Source organism: Pseudomonas sp. CC11G (assembly GCF_056174845.1).
Window position 1 is genome coordinate 317697 of sequence record NZ_JBWBZC010000004.1, and the last position, 20472, is coordinate 338168.

Annotated in this window: 24 protein-coding genes; 22 read left to right on the forward strand and 2 right to left on the reverse strand. The window is 62.4% G+C overall.

All coding sequences use genetic code 11. From position 1 onward, the window contains the following. The first annotated feature begins 1 nt into the window (after position 1). From AC0V2S_RS07740 to argE, 15 genes are all read left to right on the forward strand, one after another. A complete protein-coding gene (locus AC0V2S_RS07740) occupies positions 2-1018 on the forward strand; it encodes an ABC transporter substrate-binding protein (protein ID WP_475509243.1) in 1017 nt (338 codons plus the stop codon). Positions 1019-1094: 76 nt separating this feature from the next. Further along, complete coding sequence (locus AC0V2S_RS07745) at positions 1095-2120, forward strand: fatty acid desaturase family protein (RefSeq protein ID WP_475509244.1); 1026 nt, start codon at positions 1095-1097, stop codon at positions 2118-2120. Positions 2121-2123: 3 nt separating this feature from the next. Next, positions 2124-2900 carry an SDR family NAD(P)-dependent oxidoreductase gene (locus tag AC0V2S_RS07750; protein ID WP_475509245.1) on the forward strand — a complete coding sequence of 259 codons (777 nt, stop codon included), beginning with the start codon at positions 2124-2126 and terminating at the stop codon, positions 2898-2900. Beyond that, a complete protein-coding gene (locus AC0V2S_RS07755; protein ID WP_475509246.1) occupies positions 2900-3655 on the forward strand; it encodes an SDR family NAD(P)-dependent oxidoreductase in 756 nt (251 codons plus the stop codon). Before AC0V2S_RS07750 ends, AC0V2S_RS07755 begins: the two co-directional genes overlap by 1 nt. Further along, a complete protein-coding gene (locus tag AC0V2S_RS07760) occupies positions 3652-4539 on the forward strand; it encodes a DMT family transporter (protein WP_475509247.1) in 888 nt (295 codons plus the stop codon). Before AC0V2S_RS07755 ends, AC0V2S_RS07760 begins: the two co-directional genes overlap by 4 nt. Beyond that, positions 4539-5306 (forward strand): creatininase, encoded by a 768-nt coding sequence (locus AC0V2S_RS07765; protein WP_475509248.1) that lies wholly within the window; start codon positions 4539-4541, stop codon positions 5304-5306. The genes AC0V2S_RS07760 and AC0V2S_RS07765 overlap by 1 nt, the downstream gene beginning before the upstream one ends. Next, positions 5303-5926, forward strand: a complete 624-nt coding sequence (locus AC0V2S_RS07770) for a cysteine hydrolase family protein (RefSeq protein WP_475509249.1) — start codon at positions 5303-5305, stop codon at positions 5924-5926. Before AC0V2S_RS07765 ends, AC0V2S_RS07770 begins: the two co-directional genes overlap by 4 nt. Continuing rightward, positions 5923-6720 (forward strand): hypothetical protein, encoded by a 798-nt coding sequence (locus AC0V2S_RS07775; protein ID WP_475509250.1) that lies wholly within the window; start codon positions 5923-5925, stop codon positions 6718-6720. Before AC0V2S_RS07770 ends, AC0V2S_RS07775 begins: the two co-directional genes overlap by 4 nt. Beyond that, entirely contained in the window at positions 6717-7553 is an 837-nt protein-coding gene (locus AC0V2S_RS07780; protein WP_475509251.1) for an ABC transporter permease, read from the forward strand. The genes AC0V2S_RS07775 and AC0V2S_RS07780 overlap by 4 nt, the downstream gene beginning before the upstream one ends. 5 nt (positions 7554-7558) lie before the next feature. Continuing rightward, the gene (locus AC0V2S_RS07785) at positions 7559-8407 is read left to right on the forward strand and encodes an ABC transporter ATP-binding protein (RefSeq protein WP_475509252.1); all 849 of its coding nucleotides are present in this window, start codon (positions 7559-7561) and stop codon (positions 8405-8407) included. Between the two features lie 229 nt (positions 8408-8636). After that, on the forward strand, positions 8637-9269 hold the full coding sequence (locus AC0V2S_RS07790) for a hypothetical protein (RefSeq protein ID WP_475509253.1): 633 nt from the start codon (positions 8637-8639) through the stop codon (positions 9267-9269). Then, a complete protein-coding gene (locus tag AC0V2S_RS07795; protein WP_475509254.1) occupies positions 9269-9694 on the forward strand; it encodes a hypothetical protein in 426 nt (141 codons plus the stop codon). Before AC0V2S_RS07790 ends, AC0V2S_RS07795 begins: the two co-directional genes overlap by 1 nt. Positions 9695-9809: 115 nt before the next feature. Further along, positions 9810-10235, forward strand: a complete 426-nt coding sequence (locus AC0V2S_RS07800; RefSeq protein WP_475509255.1) for a RidA family protein — start codon at positions 9810-9812, stop codon at positions 10233-10235. Continuing rightward, positions 10232-10909, forward strand: a complete 678-nt coding sequence (locus AC0V2S_RS07805) for a DUF1028 domain-containing protein (RefSeq protein WP_475509256.1) — start codon at positions 10232-10234, stop codon at positions 10907-10909. Before AC0V2S_RS07800 ends, AC0V2S_RS07805 begins: the two co-directional genes overlap by 4 nt. A 121-nt stretch (positions 10910-11030) precedes the next feature. Then, entirely contained in the window at positions 11031-12185 is a 1155-nt protein-coding gene (gene argE / locus AC0V2S_RS07810; RefSeq protein ID WP_475509257.1) for an acetylornithine deacetylase, read from the forward strand. A gap of 56 nt (positions 12186-12241) precedes the next feature. Here the strand turns inward: argE and AC0V2S_RS07815 are convergent, their stop codons facing one another. After that, a complete protein-coding gene (locus tag AC0V2S_RS07815) occupies positions 12242-13078 on the reverse strand; it encodes a MurR/RpiR family transcriptional regulator (protein WP_108095168.1) in 837 nt (278 codons plus the stop codon). Between the two features lie 226 nt (positions 13079-13304). Here AC0V2S_RS07815 and AC0V2S_RS07820 point away from each other — a divergent pair, with 226 nt between their 5' ends. From AC0V2S_RS07820 to AC0V2S_RS07845, 6 genes are all read left to right on the forward strand, one after another. Beyond that, positions 13305-13748 carry an ABC transporter substrate-binding protein gene (locus AC0V2S_RS07820; RefSeq protein WP_475509340.1) on the forward strand — a complete coding sequence of 148 codons (444 nt, stop codon included), beginning with the start codon at positions 13305-13307 and terminating at the stop codon, positions 13746-13748. Further along, the gene (locus AC0V2S_RS07825) at positions 13661-14362 is read left to right on the forward strand and encodes a polyamine ABC transporter substrate-binding protein (protein ID WP_475509336.1); all 702 of its coding nucleotides are present in this window, start codon (positions 13661-13663) and stop codon (positions 14360-14362) included. Before AC0V2S_RS07820 ends, AC0V2S_RS07825 begins: the two co-directional genes overlap by 88 nt. Positions 14363-14504: 142 nt before the next feature. After that, the gene (locus AC0V2S_RS07830; RefSeq protein WP_475509258.1) at positions 14505-15632 is read left to right on the forward strand and encodes an ABC transporter ATP-binding protein; all 1128 of its coding nucleotides are present in this window, start codon (positions 14505-14507) and stop codon (positions 15630-15632) included. Then, positions 15632-16534 carry an ABC transporter permease gene (locus tag AC0V2S_RS07835; protein ID WP_475509259.1) on the forward strand — a complete coding sequence of 301 codons (903 nt, stop codon included), beginning with the start codon at positions 15632-15634 and terminating at the stop codon, positions 16532-16534. Before AC0V2S_RS07830 ends, AC0V2S_RS07835 begins: the two co-directional genes overlap by 1 nt. Next, positions 16531-17388: an ABC transporter permease gene (locus AC0V2S_RS07840; RefSeq protein WP_475509260.1), complete on the forward strand. Its 858-nt coding sequence runs from the start codon at positions 16531-16533 to the stop codon at positions 17386-17388. The genes AC0V2S_RS07835 and AC0V2S_RS07840 overlap by 4 nt, the downstream gene beginning before the upstream one ends. Then, positions 17378-18463, forward strand: coding sequence for a DmpA family aminopeptidase (locus AC0V2S_RS07845; protein ID WP_475509261.1), 1086 nt, complete (start codon positions 17378-17380; stop codon positions 18461-18463). The genes AC0V2S_RS07840 and AC0V2S_RS07845 overlap by 11 nt, the downstream gene beginning before the upstream one ends. A gap of 93 nt (positions 18464-18556) precedes the next feature. On the opposite strand, the gene AC0V2S_RS07850 is transcribed toward AC0V2S_RS07845, so the two are convergent. Continuing rightward, the gene (locus tag AC0V2S_RS07850) at positions 18557-19459 is read right to left on the reverse strand and encodes a LysR family transcriptional regulator (protein ID WP_475509337.1); all 903 of its coding nucleotides are present in this window, start codon (positions 19457-19459) and stop codon (positions 18557-18559) included. A gap of 176 nt (positions 19460-19635) precedes the next feature. Between AC0V2S_RS07850 and AC0V2S_RS07855 the strand changes: the two genes are divergently transcribed. Beyond that, the gene (locus AC0V2S_RS07855) at positions 19636-20418 is read left to right on the forward strand and encodes a carbon-nitrogen hydrolase family protein (RefSeq protein WP_475509262.1); all 783 of its coding nucleotides are present in this window, start codon (positions 19636-19638) and stop codon (positions 20416-20418) included. Positions 20419-20472 lie beyond the last annotated feature (54 nt).

A 20472-nucleotide genomic window follows, 5' to 3' on the forward strand; every position in this document is an offset into this window, starting at 1 on the left:
CATGACCACGCCGTTGTCTTGCTTCAAGCTTCCTTCGTTGCGCAAAAGCCTGCTCGGGGCTTGCCTGGCCACCGCTGCCAGCCTCTTGCCCATCGCCTCTCAAGCCGCTGAAACCCTGAAAATCGGTACCGTTGTCTGGGCCGGTTACGCGCCGTTTTATGTCGCCGACAAACTCGACCTGTACAAGGCCCATGGCCTCAAAGTCGAACTGCAGTTCTTCAATGACCCAGCGTTAGTGCCGACCGCCATGGCCGGCGGCGCACTGGATGGCGGCATGCTCACCTACGACCAGGTGGTCGGCGGCACCGCCAAGGGCCTCAAGCAGAAGGTGGTGATGCCCATCGACTTCTCCAACGGCGGCGATGCCATCGTGGCCGACAAATCCATCACCTCGGTAAAAGACTTCAAAGGCAAGAAGGTCGGCTACAACCCGCTGTCGCCGTCTGACTTCCTGCTGGCCTATGCCCTGAAATCCAACGGCCTGACCGAGAAAGACATCAACCCAATCAACATGACCCCGGAAAGCATTCCCGGCGCCATGGCCTCTGGCAGCCTGCCGGTCGGTGTGACCTACGAGCCGAACGTGTCGCAGATTCTCGGCATGCCGGGCGACAAGTTCCACGTGGTGTATTCCTCCAAAGAAGCCCCTGGCCTGATCACCGACGTGCTGGTGTTCGACGAGAAGGTCATCGCCAAACGCAAAGTCGCCATCACCGCGCTGATGCAGGGTTATGTCGACGGCCTGGCGTATATCAAAAGCCATCCTGAAGAGTCCGCTGAAATCATCGGCAAAGTCCTGGGCGTAAGCGCCAAGGAAGCCACCGAGCAAATGAGCGGCGTGTACAACATTCCGCTGGCGGAAATGAGCAAGAACTTCGAGAAATCCGACGCCACCAGTTCCTTCTTCGGTAGCGGCGCGGTGATCGGCACCCTGCTCAAAGACAACGGCCAAATCGCGACCATCCCGGATTTCGCCACCACCTTTGACGCGTCCTTCGTCGAAGCCCTGGCCAAGTAAGGCAGGCACACGACATCACGTTGCCGGTGCGCAGGCCATGCGCACCCATGGCAACGCCGATTAAAGAGGAGCCAAAATGTCGACCCAAATTTTCCGCTACGCCGACGGCAAATTGCCTAACAGCCTGGCGTTCGCCTACGTCTTCGCCACATACATCGGCGGCTTCGCCCTGCTGTTCAACGCGAGCCTCTGGTTGAACCTGCTCGGCACCCTATTGCTGGGGCACGCGATGATCATCGCGGCCTACCTGATTCACGAATTCGCCCACGGCACCATTTTCGCCAAGCCCAAACACAATGAATGGGCCGGCGAGGTCTGCAGCTGGCTGTGTGGCAGTTGCTACGCCGGCTTCCAGTACCTGCGCAAAAAACACATGCGCCACCACGTCGACCGCGCAGACGTGATCACCTTCGACACCAAGGTATTCATGAACGCCTGCCCGGTGTGGCTGCGCAAAGTCATTCTGGCGCTGGAGTGGGCGTATATCCCGGCCATCGAGCTGGTGATGCATTACTACGTGGTGGTGTTGCCCTTTATCACCCAGGACGAAAAACACCGCGCCAACCGCAAGAAAGTGTTGCTCACCCTGGCCATCCGCTCGGTGCTGTTTGCCGTGCTCGCCGCCGTGTCGTTCAAGGCGCTGGTGCTCTATTGCGTGGCCTGGATGCTGATGCTCACCGTGCTGCGTTTTGCCGATGCCTACCAGCACACCTACGACGCCTTTGCAGTGCTGGAAGACGGCGGCGCGATCCCCAACGACAAGGTGCGCGACCGCGTGTACGAGCAGCACAACACCTACAGCAACGTGGTGTCGGCACGCTGGCCGGCGCTCAACTTGCTGCTGCTGAATTTCTCGTACCACAACGCCCACCACGAAAAACCGGTGGCGCCCTGGTACCGCCTGCCGGCTTTGCACCGCGAGCTGTATGGCAGCGATTACGCGCAAGTGCTGCCCATGCACCTGCTGCTGAAAAGCTTCCACGAGCACCGCCTGCGCCGGGTGATCGATGACCACTACGGCGAAGTGGCGGCCCCCGAACAACAGCGGCGTGCCGATGGTTTTTACGGCGCGGTGGGCGTGTCTTTTCTGACGGCGGTATAAGCGATGAACCTCGATTACACCGGCAAAACCGTGCTGCTCACCGGCGCCGCCAGCGGCATCGGCAAGGGCCTGGCACGTGCCTTCGCCGAGCAGGGCGCGCGCCTGGAATTGCTCGACCGCAATGGTGAGGCGCTCGCCGCCGTGGCGGACGAGTTGCACAACCTCACCGCCGTCACGGTCAGCACCCTGGACCTGAGCGACAGCGCCGCCATCGCGGCATTTGCCGCCGGCCGCGAAGGGCGCCCGATCGATGTGCTGATCAATAACGCCGGCGTCGAATACGCCACGCCGCTGAGCGACACCGGCACCGAGGCCGATGCCCACTGGCAGGCGCTGCTGGATAACAACGTCGCCTCGATGCTGCGCCTGACCCGTGCCCTGCAAGGCCAGCTCAAGGCCGGCAGCAGCATCATCAATCAGGCATCAATTTGGGGCCTGAAGGGTGTGCCGGGGTTTAGCGCTTACGTGGCGAGCAAACACGCGGTGATCGGCTTGACCCGTTCGCTGGCTTGGGAACTCGGCCCCCGGCATATCCGCGTGAACGCGGTATGCCCCGGCTGGATCGGCACTGACGCGGCCATGCGCTCGCTCAAGGTAATGGCCGATACCAACGGCCGCAGCGAGGCTGATGAGCTGGCGATTATTCTCGCCGCCCAGGCCGTGCCGGAATTGCTCACGCCGGCGGACCTGGCCGGCACCTTTCTGTTTCTCGGCAGCGCCCTGGCCCTGCCACTGACCGGGCAAGCGCTGTCGGTCAGCCATGGCGAGGTGATGCACTGATGAGCGACTTGCCTCTGAGTGGCCAGGTGGCCCTGGTAACCGGCGCCGCCACCGGCATTGGCCGGGCAACCGTACTGGCATTGGCGGCAGCGGGCGCCAAGGTGTGGATCAATCATCTTGGCCAGGCCCAGGCTGCCACCGGCCTGGTGGCGCGTATTACGTCGGGCGGCGGCTGGGCGCGGGCGGTAGAGGCGGATGTCAGTTCTGCTGCGCAAGTGGCCGTCATGTTCGAAGAGATTTTTGCCGCCGGCGCCCTGGATATTCTGGTGAACAACGCCGGCATCATTCTGGAAAAACCGTTTCTGGAAACCAGCGAAGACGACTGGGCCAGCTTGCTGGGCGTCGACCTGAGCGCCGTATACCGCTGCTGCCGCCACGCCCTGGAACATATGCAGCCGCGCGGCTCGGGCAGCATCGTCAATATCGCTTCCGAGCTCGGCCAACTGGGCCGGGAAAAGTACGCGGCGTATTGCGCAGCCAAGGCCGGGGTGATCGGCCTGACCAAATCCCTGGCCCGCGAATTCGCCCCGGCCATTCGTATTAACGGCGTGGCGCCCGGCCCGGTGGATACGCCGATGGTCAGCGTGGAAAACATGAGCAGCGAGATGATCGCCAAGGAAGTCGCCATTCCCGCCGGCCGCCTCGGCCGCCCGGAAGAAATCGCCGCCGCCGTGCTGTTTTTGGTCTCGCCACAAGCCAGCTTTTTTCAGGGGCAAATGCTCGGCGCCAATGGCGGCGCGTGGATGGGCGGATGATCAGGCTGCTGCTTAAACCGGAAAGCATTCTGCTGTTCGCCGCCGTGCTTTGGGGGCTGGGCTGGATGCCGCTGCACCATTTTGCCGCGCAGGGTTTGAGCGGCATGCCGGTGGTGCTGGCGACTTACGGGTTGCTGTGTGTGTTAGCGATTCCGGTGCTGATCTGGCAGCGCGCGGCCTGGTGGTCGCAGCGCTGGGGGCTGTTGGCCATCGGCGTGCTGGGCGGGTTTGGTACCGGCGGTCTGGTCGGCGCGTTGTCCGAAGGCGATGTGGTGCGGGTCATGCTGCTGTTTTACCTGGCGCCGGTGTGGGGCCTGCTCGGCGGCTGGCTGGCGCTGGGTGAAAAACTCAGCGGCGAACGGTTGCTTGCTTTGGGGCTGGCGATGGCGGGTATCGCGCTGACGCTGGGCTTGAGCCGCGACACCTTCAAACCGCTGACCGGCGCCGACTGGATGGCGCTGATCGCCGGCTTCGCCTTTGCCATGAACAACCTGGTGACCCGCGCCGCAGACCAGGTGCCGCTGGCCAGCAAGGCGGTGGTGGCGTTCCTCGGCAGTGCGGCGGTTGGCGCAGTGTTTTGTGTACTGCAAAGCACGCCGTTGCCGCCGATGTCGTTGACGCTGTGGTGGCAGGTGCTGCTGTTCGGTTTGTTCTGGCTGCTGGCCATGAGCACCGCGCAATACGGTTTTAGCCATGTCGAGATCGGCCGCGCCTCGGTGCTGGTGGTCGTCGAACTGGTGGTGGCGGTGCTGACCAGTGCCTGGTTTGGCGACCGTGATATCGGCCTGCGCGAATGGTGCGGCGGCGCGCTGGTGACCCTCGCCGCCGTGCTGGCTGCCCGTCCACCGCGGGCTATTCGCGAACAACCTTGTGAGGCTTCTTGATGACAACAGTACGCATGGACCAACTCAGCTGGGTGGAATACGAGCGCCAGGTGCGCGAGCTGTCCCCCGTGGTATTTCTGCCCTGCGGCGCCACCGAGCAACATGGTCCGCACCTGCCGCTGGGCACCGATGCCCTGTTGGCCAGCGCGCTGTGTGAAGACGTGGCGGGCAAGGTCGGCGGCCTGGTGGCCCCGGCGCTGTCGTACGGCTACAAGTCGCAGCCCAAATGCGGTGGCGGCAACCATTTTTGCGGCACCACCAGCCTCGACGGTCAAACCCTGATCGCTCTGGTGCGCGACGCCGTGCGCGAGTTCGCCCGCCACGGCGTTACCCGATTGGTGTTGGTGGACGGCCATTACGAAAACCAGTGGTTTGTCACCGAAGGCATCGAGCTCGCCATGCGTGAGTTGGGCAAAGACACGAAGCTCGAAGTGATGCGTCTGGAGCACTGGGATTTTTGCACCGAGGAAACCCTGGCGGCGGTGTTCCCCAATGGCTTTCCGGGTTTCGCCCTGGAACATGCGGCCGTTATCGAAACCTCGTTGATGCTGCATTACCTGCCCAACCTGGTGCGCATCGACCTGATTCCCGACGAGCCACCGGCCGACTTCCCGCCCTACGACATGTACCCGAGCCGCAAGGAGTGGGTGCCGGCCTCCGGCGTGCTGTCTTCGGCCAAAGGCTCGACGCCGGAAAAGGGCGCGCGCATGGCCGCCGATATCACCCAAGGCATCGCCCAGGCAGTGCGCAAGGAGTTTCGCCTGTGAGCACGGCGCTGATCGTCATCGACATGCAGCGCGATTTTTGCGCGCCTGGCGGGTACGCCGATCAGGCCGGGCTGGATATCAGTTTGCTGCGTGCGCCGATTCCGGCCATCCAGAACCTGCTGGCCTGCGCCCGTGCCCAGGGCCTGCTGGTGCTGCATACCCGCGAAGGGCATCGGCCGGATTTAAGCGATTTGCCCGAACCCAAACGCCTGCGTGCGGAAAACGCCGGTGCACCGATTGGCCACCCCGGCCCGCTGGGGCGTTTGCTGGTGCGTGGCGAGTTCGGCCATGACCTGATCGATGAGCTGCAGCCGTTGCCGGGCGAGCCGGTGATCGACAAGCCCGGCTACAGCGCGTTTGCCAGCACGGATTTGGACCTGCTGCTGCGCAATCGCGGCATCCGTCATCTGCTGATTACCGGCGTCACCACGGAAGTGTGCGTGTCGTCGACGCTGCGCAGCGCCGTGGACCTGGGTTACGCCTGCACGCTGGTGAGCGATGCCTGCGGCTCGGGGTATCCCGAACTGCATGCGGCGGCGTTGGCCATGGTGGATGTAGAAGGGGGGTTGTTTGGCCGGGTGTGCGACAGTCAGCGCCTGATCGCGGAGCTTCAGTCATGAGTGGTTCACCCCTAACGTCTGCCCCGGTACCCGACCGCTATCTGGGCGTTTGGCAGCGCACCTTGCTGACCACCACCAGCGGCGTGCGCGACACCAGCACCCAGGTGTACTGGCTGCAAACCGCACGGCTGTTTGCCGACTTGCGTATTCCGCTGCCGGCGCCGCAGACCGTGCGCGAGCTGATCACCCAGGCCGGGTTTGCCGGCGTGACCGAAATCACCGAGCCGGCCGACAGTGCCGAGCTGTGCCATTGGCACCGTGCGTTCGACGTACAGCCGCCGCGCGGCAGCGAAGACATCGGCGCCATGCACTTTGAAAACTCTGAGCGGGTGCTGGAAGACGGCCTCGACGGCAGCTACCACGAAGTGTGGGAGCGCCTGCCGCACTCCATCGGCCGCAACTGGGGCGAATGGCTGGTGGCCGCCGATGGCCGTCAGGGCTGCTTGTTGCTGGCTGGCGACTATTTTGTGTTTGCCGCCAGCCGGCACAAACCGCTGCCGCCGGCGGGTTCCCTGCTGGCGCTGCTGGAAGCGGGTGCCTGCCCGATACATCTGTTGGAGTGCGAGCTGTCGTTCGGCCGCCATCATCATGGCAAGCAGCCGTGGCAGATCGAGCTGTCGACCATTCCCGAGCGCATCGGCCAGGCGTTATTGCCGGCCAGCATCGACCCCGACCACGTCGAGCAGCTGTGCGCCGCCGACACCCTGGCGCAGCTCGGCCATGTGCTGCCCCTGGGCGGCTGGCGCCGGCGTACGAATCCTATTTTTTCCCGTCCCGAGGAGGCCTTGTCATGAGCGCCCATCAACCGTTGCCCGAACCCCAAGCGGCGGCGCAGCCCACGCGCCCGAGCTGGTGGGTGATCCGTGGCGAGCTCTCGCGCGGTGCCGTGTGGGGCCTGGCCGCTGCCGGCCTGATTCTGCCGTTGCTGGTCTGGTGGGCGTACACCGCCGCAGGCCTGGCCAACCCGATGTTTATGCCCGGCCCCGACGCGGTGCTGGCGCGGGTCGGCCGTTGGTGGACCGATGAAGGCCTGCTGACCGATATCGGCATCAGCGTGTACCGGGTGATGACCGGCTTTCTGCTCTCGGCGCTGTTTGCGCTGCCGCTGGGGTTGTACATCGGCACTTACCGGCCGGTGCAGGCCTTCCTGGAGCCGCTCACCGACTTTATCCGCTACATGCCGGCGGTGGCCTTTATCCCGCTGGTGATGCTGTGGGTTGGCATCGATGAAAGCTCGAAGATTCTGATCATCTTTATCGGCACCTTTTTTCAAATGGTGTTGATGGTGGCCGAAGACGTACGCCGGGTGCCGATGGCGCAGATTGAAGCGGCGCAGACCATGGGCGCCAGCCGCAGCGAGATTGTGAAATTGGTGATTCTGCCGTCGGCCCGTCCGGCGTTGCTCGACACCCTGCGCATCACCTGTGGCTGGGCCTGGACTTACCTGGTGGTGGCCGAACTGGTAGCCGCCAACTCGGGCCTGGGTTACGCCATTCTCAAAGCTCAGCGCTATATGCAAACCGACAAGATTTTCGCCGGCATCCTGTTGATCGGCGTTATCGGCCTGCTCACCGACCAGGCATTCCGCTGGCTCGGCCGTGTGGCCTTTCCCTGGTTGAAGAGGTAATCACCATGACCGATGCCAAGATAAAAATCCGCCAGGTCAGCAAGGTCTTCAAAACCCGCAACCGCGACGTGCAGGCCCTGCAAGACATCAACCTGGATATCCAGCGCAACGAATTCATTACCTTCGTCGGCGCCTCGGGCTGCGGCAAGTCCACCCTGCTGCGCAGCATCGGCGGGCTGGAGCAGCACAGCCGCGGCGAGATTCTGCTTGATGGCCGCGCCGTAAACGGCCCCGGCATCGACCGCGCCATGGTGTTTCAGCACTACAGCCTGTACCCATGGCTGAACGTGATGCAGAACATCAAGTTCTGCCGCCAGCTCAAGGTGGTGTCCGACACGGTGAAAAGCGACGCCGATATCGAGGTGGCCAGCGGCCGTGCCGATGCGTTGCTTAATCTGATGGGCCTGTCGGCGTTTCACCAGGCGTACCCGAACCAGCTCTCCGGCGGCATGCAGCAGCGGGTAGCGATTGCCCGCGCGTTGATGCCCAAGCCGGAAATTCTGCTGATGGACGAACCCTTCGGCGCCCTGGATGCGCAAACCCGCGAAGTGATGCACGACCTGATTCGCCATGTGCACCGTTTGGAGAAAAGCACGATTCTGTTCGTCACCCATGACGTGGAAGAGGCGATTTACCTCGGCGGCCGTGTGGTGTTGATGGCGCCGCGCCCTGGGCGTATCGACACCATCTACGACGTGCCGCTGCCGGCCGAGCGCAATCAAGACATGAAACTGTCGCCTGAATTTCTTACCTTGAAACGTGAGATTCTGGCGCGGATCCGCGAAACCTCGGGCATGAGCACCGATTTGGAACTCCTCGAGCAGCTGACGCGCACCCAACCGGCGGCGTTGTAAGGCTACACTCCGTCATCCCCGCCGCGAGCGGGGACGACGAGAGGCCGCAACTAACCGCCAACCGTCCGGTCTCACTTCAGCACGGCGTGAAATTTGCTTTTCCAACCGTAGCCGCTTCACCCCCTTCTAATAAGAAACTTCTGATACTTCCCTTGCTGGGTGGCGTTCTGCCGAGAATAATCGCCGCCGTCGAGTGACCGACTGCGGCTGTGTGTATGTGAGGGATAACGTGAATAGCAGCTTTTCGATTACGCCCTATATGGGCATTACCGTGATGATTCCGGTGTTGTTGTTGATCGCCGCCTGGCTGAACTACAGCGCCTCGCGCCGTGTGGCTCAGCTGTGGCTGGCCGTGGTGGTGCTCGCCTACGGTGCAGTGATGATCAGCAAAGTGGCATTCAAGGGCTGGGGCCACGGCCTGGAAACTTTCAACATTGCCGTGTTCAGCGGCCATGCCATGAATGCCTGCCTGATGCTGCCGGTAGCGCTGAGCCTGTTGGTGCGCCAATGGCGCCCGCTGCTGCGCTGGCCGGTGGCGCTGGCGGCGATGGTATGGGGTTGGTATTTCGCCGTGACCATCGTCGCGCCCACTGTGCACCCCGTGTCTGAAGCCGTTGCCGGTGCGTTGATCGGCAGCCTGGGGTCGCTCACCTTTCTGGCCTTGGTCGACCGTGTGGAAATTCGCCCCTTGCCGGCCCGTGCCATGGCCATGGGCCTGACGGTGATTGCCGTGTGCGCAAGCTTCCCCAAATACACCGCCGAAGGTGTGCTCAATCACTTCGCCATTACCCTGTCGGGTGCCGAAGAGCCGTATATCAAACCGTCCTGGCACGAGTCGCCTACGGCGCAATCGTCGCGCTGATGAGTACACGTTGGTTGCTGGCAGCAGGGGTGATAGTCGCCCTGCCGGTCGGCGGTTATCTGTGGGCCAAGGCTGAGCACTACCCCGTCGAGGCAGTCGACCGCGCTCAGGCCTTTATCACGCTGCTCGAAGCGGGGCAGCTGGATAAAGCCCAGGCGCTGGCGCTGAGCAATGAGTACGTTGGTCGCACGCCGGCCGAATTCGCCGCGCTGATGCAGCGTCAACTCTGCACCGTCGACCGCGTGGAATGGACCGCCCCGCCACAAACCAACGGCAATCGCCTGCGCCGCTGGTGGAATAACAGCGCCGTGGAAATGCCCGAGGTGGACGTGGAATTTGAGGGCGCCTGCTTGCTCAAGGTCACCCTGCGTTACGGCGACGACGGCCAATGGCGGGTCTTCAACATGCAGCGCCACGCCGGCTGACGCCCACCCCAGTTTTTGCCTAACCCACGACGACAAAAAACCTAATTTCGCTATGGCCTGGGTGTGGACAGAATGCGGGCATCGTCATTCCGTCAATCGATTTCAGGGCGTCCCCATGAGCAAACCCACCCACACCCGCATTCGCATGTTCAACACCAAGGACACCTACCCCAACCAGACCCTGGACAACGACCTGTGCCAGGCCGTGCGGGCCGGCAATACCGTGTATGTGCGCGGGCAGGTGGGTACTGACTTCGAAGGCAACCTGGTGGGCCTGGGCGACCCGCGCGCACAAGCCGAACAAGCCATGAAAAACCTCAAGCAACTGCTGGAGGAGGCGGGCAGCGACCTGAGCCATATCGTGAAAACCACCACCTACCTGACCGACCCCCGCTACCGCGAGCCTGTTTACCAGGAAGTGGGCAAGTGGTTGAAAGGGGTGTTCCCGATTTCCACCGGGCTGGTCGTCTCGGCATTGGGCCAACCGCAGTGGTTGATGGAAATTGACGTTATCGCTGTTATTCCGGATGACTGGAAATGACCTTCTCCATCGTCGGCCGCTGCGCCGAAACCGGCCAACTGGGCATCGCCATCAGTTCCTCCAGCATTGCCGTGGGTGCCCGCTGCCCGTGGGTGCGCGGCGGGATTGGCGCGGTGTCCACGCAGAACATCACTTTGCCGGCCCTGGGCCCGGAAATTCTCGATTTGCTGGAGCAAGGCGCCAGTGCCAGCGAAGCGCTGGACAAGGCCCTGACCACCCACGGCTTTAGCCAATTCCGCCAGGTGACGGTCATCGACCATCACGGCGCCACCGCGCTGTTTACCGGCAGCGAAGCGCTGGGGCTGCACAATGCCGTAGCCGGCGAGCAATGCGTGGCGGCGGGTAATTTGCTGTCCAGCCCGCAGGTGATCGAGGCGATGGTGGCTGCGTTCGAAGGCAGCAGCGGTGAAGCGTTGGCGGATCGTTTGCTGGCGGCGATGAATGCGGCGATGGCCGCTGGCGGCGAAGCCGGGCCGGTGCATTCGGCGGCGATGTCGGTGGTGAGCGATTTGCTTTGGCCGATTGTCGATTTGCGCGTGGACTGGGCCGAGCACAACCCGATTGGTGAACTGGGTGAATTGTGGACGGCGTACCGCCCACAGATGCAGGACTACATCACCCGCGCCCTCGACCCGACCAAAGCGCCGAGCTACGGTGTGCCAGGGGACGAGTGAGCGAGTGAGATTTCGGCGTAGGTTGGGTTGAGCGCAGCGAAGCCCAACATTGCGATCGCCCGTTGGGCTTCGCTGCGCTCAACCCAACCTACGTTTCGCGTTCACCGATTTTGAGGCCTTCATGCCCACCAGCCGCGACCTGCTATCCCATCTAATCGCCTTCGACACCGTCAGCCGCGAGTCGAACCTGGCGTTGATCGAATTCGTGCGCGACTACCTCACGGATCTGGGCATCGACAGCGAGCTGATCTACAGCGACGACCGCCGCAAAGCCAATCTATATGCACGTCTCGGCCCTGCTGGCGCCGGTGGTGTGATGCTCTCCGGGCATAGCGATGTGGTGCCGGTCGACGGCCAGGCCTGGACCGTACCGCCTTTCGAAATGACCGAGCGGGACGGCAAGCTTTACGGCCGTGGCACTGCGGACATGAAGGGCTATATCGCCTGCGTGCTGGCCGCCTTGCCGGGCTTTCTTGCCAAGCCCTTGCGCGTGCCGCTGCACCTGGCGATTTCCTATGACGAAGAGGTCGGCTGCCTCGGTGTGCGCAGCCTGATCGAAGCCCTGGAAGGCCGCCCCGAGCGCCCCAGCCTGTGCATCATCGGCGAGCCAACGTTTATGCGTCCGGTGCTCGGCCACAAGGGCAAGCTCGGCATGCGCTGCGAAGTGCACGGCGCCGCCTGCCATTCGGCCTATGCGCCGCAGGGCGTGAATGCCATCGAATACGCCGCCAAGTTGATCAGCCGCCTCGGCGAAATCGGTCAGCGCCTGGCCGCTAAAGAACGCCATGACGTGCGCTTCGACCCGCCGTATTCCACTGTGCAAACCGGCACCATCAGCGGCGGCAGCGCCCTGAATATCGTGCCTGAACACTGCCGTTTCGACTTTGAAGTGCGCACCTTGCCGGCCGATAACGCCGAGCAGGTCGCCAGTGAATTGCAGGCGTATGCCGCCGAGCTGGTGCCGCAGATGAATGCCGTGCAGCCGGGCACTGGCATTCGGTTTACGCCGATCAGCGCGTACCCGGGCTTGGTCACGGCGGCCGACAGCGAAGCGGCGAAGTTGCTGGCGCTTATCAGCGGTTCGGATGATTTCGGCACCGTGGCGTTTGGCACGGAGGGCGGGTTATTCGATCAGGCCGGCATCGCCACGGTGGTGTGCGGGCCGGGCAGCATGGACCAGGGGCATAAGCCGGATGAGTTTGTGAGTGTGGAGCAGCTGGGGCAGTGCGATGCCATGTTGGCGCGGTTGGCAGAGTGGATGCAGGTCTCCCATTAACCCCCCGTGATTCCCGCCTGCGCGGGAATGACGGGTGATTAAGTCACGTGCAGTGTTTACGGCCGATACAGCTTCAGGCTCTCCACCCGCGACCGATATGCCGCCAGCCGTTCCTTCAACTCACCTTTACGCTGCGACGCCACGCAGTGCAGCAACACATTCAGCGCACTGGTCAGCCCGCCGGTGGATTCCAGAATCAGCCCGGTCTTGGTTTTCATGGTGATGATCAGCGGCGTATCGATGTGCCGGGCAATCCCGTATTCGTCGGTGAACACCACCAGGTCCGTGTCGCTTTGCAGGCAGTTGTTGGCGAAGGCGATACCGGCGTCGGCGTAGGGTGCGATGTCGATCAGAATCACGCAGCAGCGCTTGTCGCGGCTGTCGATCCAACGCCCCAGCACGCCGCTGTAGAGGTCGAGAAATTCCACGCCGCTGCGCACCAGCGACAGGCGATTGGCAAAGTCTTCGGCCAGCCCCTTGATGGTTTGAAACCCACACACAAACACCCGCTCGGCCAGGCTTACGCGCTGCACGATGTCTTGCCAGTGCTGGCTGCCCATTTGCGCGGCGAAGGCGCTGAGGGCTTCGATTTCCTCGTTGAGGTGGGCCAGCAGGTCGTCCGGCTGCTGGTCTACGCGCTCGATCAGCGTGGTGTTGAGCAGCGATTGAATGCGCACGTCATCGCGCAATTCTTCCTTGAGGGTCTTGAGGCCCTTGTAGCCCAGGCGGCGCAAAAAACGGCTGACGGTGTTGGGGCTGACCTTGCTCTTCTCGGCCAGGCTCGCGCCGTTTTCAAAGGCGATGGTTTCCCGGTTGGCCTGGATATAGGCCCACAAGGTGCGTTCTGCGGGGGTCAGCTTGCCGTCCAGTTGTTCCATTTTGCTATCGAGCATGCCTGCGCTCCGGCTGGCTAAAAATAAAAGTCTGACACGAGTATGTCAGAGTGTTGATCTTTGGAAGAAATATATTCTATTCTCGGTACGCCATACAAAAAAGGCTCGTCCAGCAGATGAAGGCGCTCAGACCTTCCACGATATCGCCGAACAGCCCTCGCAATTCCTGCCGCAACAACAGTGCCAGGCCACGCCTTGCGCAATCAAAACAGTGGAGAACAGGAACATGCTCGACCTTATCACCCGTCCCCTGCGCCAGCTTTCCTTGCCCGCCGTTATCGGCGGCATCCTCGCCCTCAGCGCCGGCGCCACCCAGGCCGCCGAAGAGCTGCGCCTGTACAACTGGGGCGACTATATCAACCCGGAAGTACTCACCCGCTTTACCGCCGAAACCGGCATCAAGGTCGGCCTGGATACCTACGGCAGCAACGAGGAAATGCTCGCCAAGCTGCAAGCCGGCGCCACCGGTTACGACATCGTGTTCCCCTCGGTGCATATGCACGACACCATGGCCGCGCTGAACCTGCTGGAAAAACCGATATCAACCAGAGCCCGGCGTTCAAGAACATCGACCCGGCCTACCTGCGGGCCAAGTCCGACCCCAAGGGCGAGTACTGCATGCCCTACGCCTGGGGCACGGTCGGCATCTTCTACAACAAGAGCAAGGTGAGCAAACCCATCGAAACCTGGACCGACTTCTTCAACGAAGCGAAGGCCGGCAAGAAGGTGGTAATGCTCGACGATATGCGTGAAGTGCTCGGCGTGGGCCTGATCAGCAATGGCCTGTCGGTGAACACCACCAGCGTCGACGACCTCAAGGTGGCGCAGGACTGGCTGCTGGAACGCAAACCGCTGATTTCCGCCTTCACCTATGAAAGCGTACCGATGGTGCAGTCGGGCGATGTGGTGGCCGCGCAGTATTTTGTCGGCGCCCTGATGTACGTGAAACAAGACCCGGCCAACCTCACCTACGTGATTCCGAAGGAAGGCGCGACCATGTATCAGGAAGATATGTGCGTGCTCAAAACCGCCCCCAACAAGGCCAATGCCAAGCGCTTTATGGAGTTCTTCCTGCGCCCGGAAATCGCCTCGCTCAACACCATCCAGCAAACCAACGGCACTCCCAATGCCGAGGCGCTGAAACTGCTGCCGGCTGAGCTGAAAGACAACCCGGCTGCCAACCCACCGGCAGACGTGAAGGCCAAGCTGCAGATCTTCAATGACCTGGGCAAAGACCTGAAGAAATACGACCGCGCGTGGACGCGGGTGCGCACCGCGAACTAACAGCGGACACCTCTCTGCTCTATGTGGGAGAGGCTTTAGCCTCGATGCTTTTGACCTGTTCAGGATCGATCGAGGCTGAAGCCTCTCCCACAGGGTTCTCCGATCGCCACGCCACCATGCCCCCGCTTTACCGGAGCTGTTCATGTCTCACGCCAATACCCCGGTGGTCGAAATCAAGGCTGCCGTGAAGCATTACCGTACGCCTGAAGGTCAGGCGGTGCGGGCTCTCGATGGAGTCGATCTGAGTGTCGGCGCCAATGAATTTGTCACCTTGCTGGGGCCGTCTGGCTGCGGCAAAACCACCTTGCTGCGGGCCATCAGCGGCTTCGAGCAATTGGACAGCGGCAGCCTGATCATTCAGGGCCAGCCGATGAACGATGTGCCGGCCTACCAACGCCCGGTGAATACGGTGTTTCAGAGTTACGCGCTGTTCCCGCATCTGAGCGTGGGCGACAACGTGGGCTACGCCCTGGAAGTGCGTGGCGTGCCGCGCAAGGAACGCGATACCCGTGTTGGCGAAGCGCTGGAAATGGTCGGCATGGGCGGCCTGCAAAAGCGCAAACCGGGTCTGCTCTCCGGTGGCCAGCAACAGCGCGTGGCTCTGGCCCGCGCAATCGTCAATCGGCCGGCCTTGCTGCTGCTCGATGAGCCGCTGTCGGCGCTCGACCGCCACCTGCGCCAGAGCATGCAGCGCGAGCTGAAAAAGCTGCAGAGCGAGTTGGGCATCGCCTTTGTGTTCGTGACCCACGACCAGGAAGAAGCCCTGACCATGTCCGACCGCATCGTGGTGCTGAACGGCGGCCATGTGCAGCAGATCGGTCGCCCGGAGGAAATCTACGACCGCCCGGCCAACGCCTTCGTCGCCGGCTTTATCGGCGAGAGCAATCTGTTCAAGGCGCGAGTCAGCGCGGTGGATGAGCAGCATGCCGAGCTGATCAGTGAAGCCGGCGACACCCTGCGCGTACGGCGTGGCGAACTGCAGCTCAACCAGCACGTGCAGGTGCTGCTGCGCCCCGAGCACTTCCACCTCGACTGCCCCGCCAACGTTAACGCCAACGCCGATGGCCATGCCTGGCTGGAAGGCGTGGTGGAACAAACCGTGTTTGTCGGCAAAGACTTCGAAGTGAGCATGCGCACGCCCCAGGGCAGCCAGGTAAAAGCCGTGGTGCGTGACGCCGCGCGCCAGGCCCTGCAACGCCTGCACGCCGGCGAAACCCTGCGCCTGTGGTACGCCAGTGAAGCAGCGCATGTGCTGGCGGGAGAGGCGTGATGAGCGGCCTGACCCTGCAAGGCCGCAATCGCCTGCGACTATTCGGTTTGCTTAGCCCGGTGACGTTGCTGATCGGCGGCTTCTTTGTCGCGCCGCTGCTGATCATGGCCGCCTATAGCCTGGCCGAGCCCGGTATGTACGGCGGCGTGGTGTGGAATTTCTACCCGGACAGTTTCGGCCGCGTGCTTGGCTGGGCCGATGGCACCAATGAAGAGTTCGATATCGTCTACCTGGAAATCATCTTGCGCTCGTTTCGCATTGCGCTGCTCACGGTGCTGGTGTCGCTGCTGGTGTGTTACCCGGTGGCGTTCTGGGTTAGCCGGCTGAACGAGCGCAAGCGCAATTTCTTTCTGTTTCTGATCACCCTGCCGTTCTTCGCCAGCCTGATCGTGCGCCTGTACGCGTGGGTGCTGATTCTGCGCCCCAGCGGGTTTCTCAATCAGTTCCTGCACAACATCGGCATCCACGCCGACCTGGACCTGATCTACAGCGAAACCGCCGTGCTGATCGGCCTGGTCTATATCTTTATCCCGTTTATGTTCCTGCCGATCTACGCCAGCGTGGAGAAGCTCGACCGCCGCCTGATCGAAGCCTCGCAAGACCTCGGCGCCAGCCGCTGGCAAACCTTCCGCAAAGTGATTCTGCCGCTGACCATGCCCGGCGTGGCGGCCGGCTCGATCATTGTGTTTATCCCCAGTTTGGGCAATTTCATCGTGCCGTCGCTGCTCGGCGGCGCCAAGGTGCTGATGATCGGCAGCCTGGTGGAACAGCAATTTCTCGCCGCCCGTAACTGGCCGTTTGGCGCCGCGCTGGCGATGTTGCTGATGGCCAGCGTGTTGGTGTTTTTGCTGCTGTATGTGCGCAGCCTGAATCGCGGGCAAGCGCTGGAGGGTCGGCCATGATGCGTCGTCTCGGGCAACACCTGCTGTCGGGCTATAGCCTGTTGTTCTTCGTGTTTCTCTACCTACCGATTGGCCTGATCTTCGTCTACTCGTTCAATGGCAACCCGCTGAACATGATGATCTGGGGCGGCTTCTCGCTGGACTGGTACCGCTCGATTTTCGGCATGGCCAATCACCTGGCGGACAACGTGCAGTACATCGAGTCCACCGACCAACTGCTGGGCGCGCTGCGCACCAGTTTGAGCGTGGCGTTGATTACCGCGCTGATCAGCACGGTTATCGGCACCCTCACGGCGTTGGCCTTGGCGCGCTTTCGGTTCCGCCTGCAGGGCTTCTACCGCATGTTGCTGTTTATGCCGATGATGATGCCGGACGTGGTGCTGGGTATTTCCCTGCTGATTTTCTTCGTCAACATCGGCATTCCGCTGGGCAAGGTGTCGATCATCATCGGCCACTGCAGTTTTCTGGTGAGCTACGTGTTTATCGTCGTCAGCGCGCGTTTGGCGGGGATGGACACGCGGCTGGAAGAAGCCTCGGCGGACCTCGGCGCCAACCCCTGGTACACCTTCCGCCGCATCACCTTGCCGATGATTCTGCCGGGCGTGATTGGCGGTGCGCTGCTGTCGTTCATCATTTCCATGGACGACCTGGTGATCACCTACTTTATCTCCGGCGTCGACTCCACCACGTTGCCCGTTTACATCTACGGCATGATCCGCCGCGGTATCAAACCCGAGATCAACGCCATCGCCACCCTGCTGATTCTGGCCTCGCTGCTGATTGCGGCGGTGGGCCTGTACCTGCGCAACCGTCAACCCGCTGCACTGAAAGCCGAGGACTCCCATGGCTCCTAACAAGCCCCGCGCCCGCCAACTTGGCCTGGCCTTTCCCGGCCGCACCGGCCAAGGCAACGCCATTACCGATGTGCCCGGTGTGTTGGTTGGTTACCAGAACGTCGAGGGTACGGCGGCCAACGGCAAACGCATCCAGACCGGCGTCACCGCCATTTTGCCGCGCGGTTATGAGCCCGAGCCGATGCCGGTGTGGGCCGGTTTCTCGGCCTTGAATGGCAACGGCGAAATGACCGGTACGCACTGGATTGAAGACGGCGGCTACTTCGTCGGCCCGGTGTGCCTGACCAACTCCCATAGCGTCGGCATCGTGCACCAGGCCGCCACGCGCTGGACCATCGAGCACTACGCCAAAGCCTGGGAAAGCAATCATCTGTGGGCCATGCCGGTAGTAGCGGAAACCTACGACGGCGTAATCAACGACATCAACGGCCTGCACGTCACCGAAGCCCACGCCCGTGCCGCGCTGGATGGCGCCATGACCGGGCCGCTTGCCGAAGGCAACGTCGGCGGCGGCAACGGCATGATCGCCTACGGCTTCAAGGGCGGCACCGGCACGGCGTCGCGCCTCATTGAAGTAGACGGTAAAACCTACACCCTCGGCGTGCTGCTGCAAGCCAACCATGGCATGCGTGACTGGTTCAAAGTGCTGGGCGTACCGGTGGGGGAACGGTTGCCGGATGAGCTGCCTGATGGCTTGGACCGTGAGCGTGGATCGATTGTGGTGATCATCGCGACCGATGCGCCGATGTTGCCGCACCAGCTGCGGCGGTTGGCCCGCCGTGCGGGGTTGGGCGTGGGGTTGGCGGGGACGCCGGGGGGCAATAATTCCGGGGATATTTTCCTCGCGTTGAGCGTCGCCAATCCACGGGCGATGCCGCAGCTAAGCGGGCCGCTGCAGAACCTGGATTATCTGAATGACGATTGCTTTGACGCGTTTTATCTCGCGGCGGTGCAGGGCACGGATGAGGCGATTTTGAATGCCATGCTGGCGGCTGAGGACTCGCCGATGCAGAAGCCGGTTGGGGTGTGTCGGGCGTTGGATGGGGAGCGGTTGTTGGCGGCGATGACGTCGTAGCCGCATGGGTTTCGCTGCGCTCTACCCATCCTACGGTTTTGCGCAGTCCCGTAGGATGGGTAGAGCACAGCGAAACCCATCAAGAGCGGGCCGCTATTTCCCAAGCTCCTGCTGACAATAATCCGCAAACAACTGCGCCACCTTGGTCAGCTGCGAGCGCTTCAACCACGCCGCCACCAGCCCCGAGCCGGTCACGTCTTCGGCGATATTCACTGCCACCACTTTCTGCCCGTCATACGTGCATTCCGAGTGCGGCCGCGTCACCAATACCGAGAAGCCAAACCCCTGGCCGACCATGCCGCGCACCATCTCGATGGAGGGCGAGCTGAAGGCGATATGCGGGGTCAGCCCCAGCTCTTCGAACAGGCTGACGAAGTAGGTACGACTGGGCAGCACGTCGAGCAGAATCATCGGCTCCAACGCCAGATCACGCAGCGACACCTGCGCTTGTTGGGCGAAGCGGTGGTCGGCTGGCAGCAGCGCATAGGGGCGCGCCGGCGGCATCAGCGGTTGCGTTTCGATGGTGCCGTCCAGGTCGTGGTCGTAGAGGATCGCGAGGTCGAAACTGCCGGACGTCAGGCCCTGCACCAGCTCCTGTTGTTCGCCGTCACGGATGCGGATTTCCACGCCCGGGTACATCGCGTTAAAGCCGGCAATCAGGCGCGGCAGGTACAGCGGCGCCACGGTTTCGAAACAACCGATGTCGATCTGCCCGGCAATGATGTCGTTATCGGCCAGGGCGTTCTGTTCGAACTCCTTGGCCATGCGCAGCAGTTCCTGCGCCTTGCGGTAAAAGCGCGCGCCGCTGGGGGTGAGCGACACGCCTTGGGCGTGGTGGCGGATAAACAGCTGCACGCCGAAGCTTTCTTCCAGGCCCTTGATCGCCGTGGAAATCGACGGCTGGGCGATATACAGCTTGCGCGAGGCCTCGGCGACGCTGCCGCATTCCACGGTGGTGACGAAATATTTAAGTTGGCGCAGGGTATAGGCGGCCACGACAAACCTCGGGTAGGACATTTCCGTGCACACCTTACCGCGTTGGCGGGGCCGGACGTGCACACCTTTTTTCGCAGCACAGGGCATATTTTTCTTGGCCGGTTGCTTGCTACAACCGTAGTCGGCTCGTAGCAAAAGCCGTACACACTCATCATAAAAACAAGGGAGGTAGCAGCATGCGTCTGGCGCTCTGGCAAACCGAAGGACACCCCGGCGATATCGCCGCCAACCTGGCCGATCTTGCGGTGCAGGCCCGCGCGGCTGCCGCTGCTGGCGCGCAGTTGCTGTTGTGTTCGGAGCTGTGGCTGGGCGGCTATAACCTGCGCGCGCAACCGGCCGAGCCCGTTGATGGCCCGTCGGCCCAGCGCATCGCCGAACTGGCCCGCGAACATGGCATCGCCATCTGCTACGGCTACGCCGAAACCCACGAGAGCGGCGGCAAACCCTATAACGCCGCGCAAGTCATCGATGCCAGCGGCGCGCGGCTGTGCAACTACCGCAAAACCCATTTGTTCGGCGCGTTCGAGCGCACGTTGTTTACGCCCGGCGAACGCCTGGAGCAGCCGTTCGAATTCAACGGTTGGAGCATTGGCTTGTTGATCTGCTTCGACGTGGAATTTCCGGAGAACGTGCGCAAGCTGACCCTGCAAGGCGCCGAACTGTTGCTGATCCCCACCGCGTTGACCCCGGAGTACGGCGCCGTACCCAACCTGATCGTGCCGGCGCGTGCGGTGGAGAATCAGCTGTTTGTCGCCTACTGCAACCACAGCGGTGTCGAGGCGGGGCTGGCCTTTCTCGGCGGCTCCTGCGTGGCGGCGCCGGATGGCAGCAAGCTGGCCAGCGCGGCCAATGGCGAGGCGCTCTTGGTGGTGGATCTGGATCATGGGCAGCGGGCGGCACAGGAAAGCACGTTCCCCTACCTCGCCGGTCGGCGGCCGGAGATCTACACCGACGTATAAACCTTGTAGGAGCGAGCTTGCTCGCGAAGCTTTTTAAGATCCCAAGCTTCGCGA